Source organism: Streptomyces sp. NPDC088194 (assembly GCF_040702025.1).
Taxonomy (GTDB): domain Bacteria; phylum Actinomycetota; class Actinomycetes; order Streptomycetales; family Streptomycetaceae; genus Actinacidiphila.
The window spans coordinates 1-4,700 of sequence record NZ_JBFBIV010000198.1; the positions used below are offsets into that span (position 1 = coordinate 1).

Annotated in this window: 1 protein-coding gene; it reads left to right on the plus strand. The window is 72.0% G+C overall.

The window, feature by feature from the left end; genetic code table 11:
* Nucleotides 1-51: 51 nt before the first annotated feature.
* The coding region (locus tag AB0399_RS40300; protein ID WP_366414673.1) for an SDR family NAD(P)-dependent oxidoreductase at nucleotides 52-4,700 on the plus strand (4,649 nt) is incomplete at its 3' end.

Consider the following 4,700-nt stretch of genomic DNA (forward strand, 5'->3'; position numbering starts at 1 on the left):
TCGGGTCGTTCGGCGTTGGTGTTCACGGGGCAGGGTGCGCAGCGGTTGGGGATGGGGCGGGAGTTGTGCGGGGCGTTTCCGGTGTTCGCGGCGGCGTTCGATGAGGCGGTGGCGGAGTTGGATCGCCATCTCGGGTTTTTGTTGCGGGAGGTGCTCTGGGGTTCGGATGCGGGCCGGGTGAATGACACGGTTGTGGCGCAGGCGGGGTTGTTCGCGTTCGAGGTGGCGTTGTTCCGGTTGGTCGAATCGTGGGGGATACGGCCGGAGTTCGTGGTGGGTCACTCGATTGGTGAGGTGGCGGCTGCGTGTGTGGCCGGGGTGTGGTCGGTCGAGGACGCGGCGCGGGTGGTGGCGGCGCGGGGGCGGTTGATGCAGGCGTTGGCGGCGGGCGGGGCGATGGTGGCGATCGGGGTCTCCGAGGCGGCCATTCGCAAGGAACTGCCGGAAGGTGTCTCCATCGCTGCGGTGAACGGTCCCTCGTCGGTGGTGGTGTCCGGCGTGGAGGACGCGGTGCTTGCGCTGGCGGACGTATTCGAGCGGCAGGGGTGCCGTACGAGTCGGCTTCGGGTGAGCCACGCGTTCCATTCCGCCCTGATGGAGCCGATGTTGGCCGAGTTCGGGGAAGTACTGGCGGGGCTGTCGTTCGCGGCGCCGCAGATCCCGGTCGTGTCGAACGTGACGGGCGCCCTCGCGACAGCCGAGGACCTGTGCACCCCCGACTACTGGGTGCGCCACGTTCGAGAGGCGGTGCGGTTCGCGGACGGCGTCAGCTGGTTGGCGGGTGAAGGGGTGTCGCGGTGGGTCGAGATCGGACCGGACGCGGTGTTGTCCGGGATGCTCGCCCCCTGCCTCGACGCCGCCACCGAAGAGGACACCGCACCCGACACCGCTGAATCCGCAGCCACCAACGCGACCGTCTCCGTGAGCAGTTCGGCGGTCATCGTGCCGCTGGTGCGCCGTGATCGCCCCGAGGCGGCGGAAGTCCTCACCGGGATAGGCCGGTTGTGGACCTCGGGCGTCGCCGTGGACTGGCGCAAGACCTTCACCGGCCCCGCGCCCCGGCAGGTCGTGGACCTGCCCACGTACGCCTTCCAGCGCCGGCACTTCTGGCTCGACTCCCTTGATTACTGGGCCGATCCGTGGGCTGGTGCGGCGCGAAGCGACATCGGGTCCAGCGGAGTGGAGGCGGTCGACCACCTGTTGCTGCGGGCCGTCGTGGAGCTGCCCGGTGAGAGCGGCACCGTCTTCACCGGTCGGCTGTCGCTCGCGGCGAACCCGTGGCTCGGCGACCACCAGGCGCTGGGCACCGTACTGCTGCCCGGGACGGCCTTCGTCGAGATGGCGCTGCGCGCCGGCGGTCACCTCGGATGCGACACGGTGGAGGAACTGACCCTGCAGTCACCCCTGTTGCTGCCGGAGAGCGGCGACGTCGTGCTGCGCGTCGCCGTCGGCGCGGCGGATGCCACCGGAGCCCGGCCCGTACGGGTGCACTCGCGGGTCGGCGACGGGGACGAGCCGTGGGTGCTGCACGCCGAGGGAGCCGTCACCGGCACCCCCTCCGTACGACCCGCCGCCGACCTCGAACAGTGGCCGCCGAACGGTGCCACCCCCATCGACCTGGTGGGCTTCTACGACGGTCTGGCCGAGCGCGGATACGGCTACGGCCCGGTGTTCCGCTGCCTGACAGCGGCCTGGCGGCGCGGCGACGACCTGTTCGCGGAGGTCGAACTCGCCCCCGAGGCCGTCGACGACGCCCCGCGCACCGGGGTCCACCCGGCGCTGCTCGACGCGGCCCTCCACGCCACGCTCCTCGGCGGTGGCGGCGGTGGCGGCGGTGGCGGCGGTGGCGGCGACGACGGTGCGGCGGACAGGAGCGACGGAGAACAGGCCGGTCCCATGGTGCCGTTCGCGTGGAGCGGTGTCGCCCTCCACGCCACCGGACCGACCGCGCTGCGGATACGTGTCCGCACCAACGCCAACGGGGACGCCGGCTCCCGCGGCTCCATCGAACTACTCGCCACGGATGGCGCCGGCGCGCCCGTACTGTCCGTCGCCTCCATCGTCTCCAGGCAGGTCACCGCGACGCAGCTCGCCGGCCGGCGCGACGCGCACCCCTACCGCGTGACCTGGTCGGCCGGTCACCGCACCGCCACGACACCGGGGCGCCACGAGGACACCGGCCAGGCGCCCGGCGCCGACTGGGCTCTGGTCGGTGCGCCGACCACCGAGACAGCGACGCGGTTGCGGGCCGCGGGCATCGCCGTCCATCCGAACATCGCCGCACTCGCCGCGGCCGTCGACGCAGGGCTGCCCGCGCCTGCGGTCGTCCTCCTGCCGTGCGCCCCCGACGAGCCGGCCACCGACGTCGTCGCCGAGGCCCACTCCACCCTGCACGAGGTGTTCGAGGCGATGCGGGCCTGGCTGGCCGACGAGCGGTTCGCAGGCACCCGATGCTGCGTCGTCACCCGGAACGCCGTGGCCGTGGACGGTACCGCGGACCCCGCCTCCCTGACCTCGGCCGCCGTCCGCGGCCTGACACGCGCCGCGCAGGGCGAGCACCCGGACCGCCTCGTGCTGATCGACCTCGACGGCACCGACGCCTCCTACCGTGCGCTGCCCGCCGCCGTCGCGAGCGACGAACCCGAAGTCGCCCTGCGTGCGGGCGAGATGCTGATCCCGCGACTGGTGAGCGCGCCCTCCGCGGAACGCCCGCCCGTCGCGTTCGCTCCCGACGGCACGGTCCTCGTCACCGGCGGCACCGGCGGGCTCGGTGCGCTCGTGGCCCGGCACCTGGTGACCGAGCACGGCGTGCGGCACCTGCTGCTCACCAGTCGCCGGGGCGCCGAGGCCCCGGGCGCGGCCGAACTGCGCGACGCGCTGGGCGCGTTGGGCGCGGACGTGGTGATCGCCGCCTGCGACGTGGCGGACCGCGCGCAGATCGCGGCCGTCATCGACGGCATCCCGGACGGGCACCCGCTGACCGGCGTGGTGCACGCCGCGGGTGTCCTGGACGACGGCGTGCTCTCCTCGCTGACCGCGGAGCGGATCGACCGCGTCATGGCGCCGAAGGCGGACGCCGCCTGGCACCTCCACGAACTCACCCGCGACGCCGACCTGGCCGCCTTCGTTCTCTTCTCCTCCGCCGCCGGAACCCTCGGCGCCGCCGGGCAGGCGAACTACGCGGCGGCGAACGTCTTCCTCGACGCGCTCGCCGAGCACCGCAGGGCCGCCGGACTGCCCGCGGTGTCCATGGCCTGGGGCCTGTGGGCCACGGACACCGGCATGGGCGGCGGACTCGACGCGACCGCCGTCCGGCGGCTGCGACGCCAGGGGTTCCCGCCCATGTCGCCGGAGGAGGGGCTCGCGTACTTCGACGCGGCCCTGCGCTCCGATGCCGCGCTGCTCATGCTGTTGAGGCTCGACCTCGCCGCCCTACGGGCCCAGGTCGCGTCCGCCGGAGTCGACGCGCTCCCGCCTCTGCTGCGCGGCCTGGTGCCCGCGCCGTTGCGCCGGGCGGGCGGCAGGGGAACCCAGGACGGTTCCGCACTCGCCGCACGGCTCACCGCGCTCCCCGAGCGGGACCGCACGGCCTTCCTGCTGGGCGAGGTACGCGCGCAGGTCGCCTACGTGCTCGGGCACGCGTCCCCCGAAGCGATCGAACCGGACCGCGCGTTCGGCGAGTTGGGCTTCGACTCGCTGAGCGCCGTCGAGCTGCGCAACGTGCTCAACACCGAGACCGGTCTGCGCCTGCCGGCCACCCTCGTCTTCGACTACCCGTCCGCCGCGGCGGTCGCCGCGTTCCTGCTGGGCGAGCTGACCGGCTCGACCGACACCGTGGACGCCGGAGCGGTGGCGTTCCGTACGCAGGTGGACGATGACGACCCGATCGTGATTGTCGGGATGGCGTGCCGGTATCCGGGTGGAGTCTCCTCGCCGGAGGATTTGTGGCAACTGGTGTCCGATGGCGTGGATGCGATATCGGAGTTTCCGACCAACCGGAGTTGGAACACGGAGGAGTTGTACGACCCGACGGGTGAGCGGGCGAATACCACGTACACGATGCACGGTGGATTCCTGCATGACGCGGGGGAGTTCGATCCGGCGTTCTTCGGGATCAGTCCGAATGAGGCGTTGGTGATGGACCCGCAGCAGCGGTTGTTGCTGGAGGTGTCGTGGGAGGCGTTGGAGCGGGCGGGTATCGACCCGGCGTCGTTGCGGGGAAGTGCGACGGGTGTGTTCGCCGGGATGATGTACCACGACTACGCGAACAACAACAACACCGGTTCCATCGCCTCGGGTCGGATCTCCTACACCTTCGGCCTGGAAGGGCCCGCGATCACGTTTGACACGGCGTGCTCGTCGTCTTTGGTCGCGCTTCATTCCGCTGTGCAGGCGTTGCGTTCGGGTGAGTGCTCGCTCGCGCTGGTGGGTGGGGTGGCGGTGATGGCGACTCCGGACGTGTTCGTGGAGTTCAGCCGTCAGCGCGGATTGTCGCGTGACGGTCGGTGCCGTTCGTTCTCGGAGGGGGCGGATGGTACCGGGTGGGGCGAGGGTGCGGGAATGCTGGTGGTGGAGCGGCTTTCCGATGCCCGGCGGGGTGGGCATTCGGTGTTGGCGGTGGTGCGGGGTTCCGCGGTGAATCAGGATGGGGCGAGTAATGGGTTGACGGCGCCGAATGGTCCGGCGCAGCAGCGGGTGAT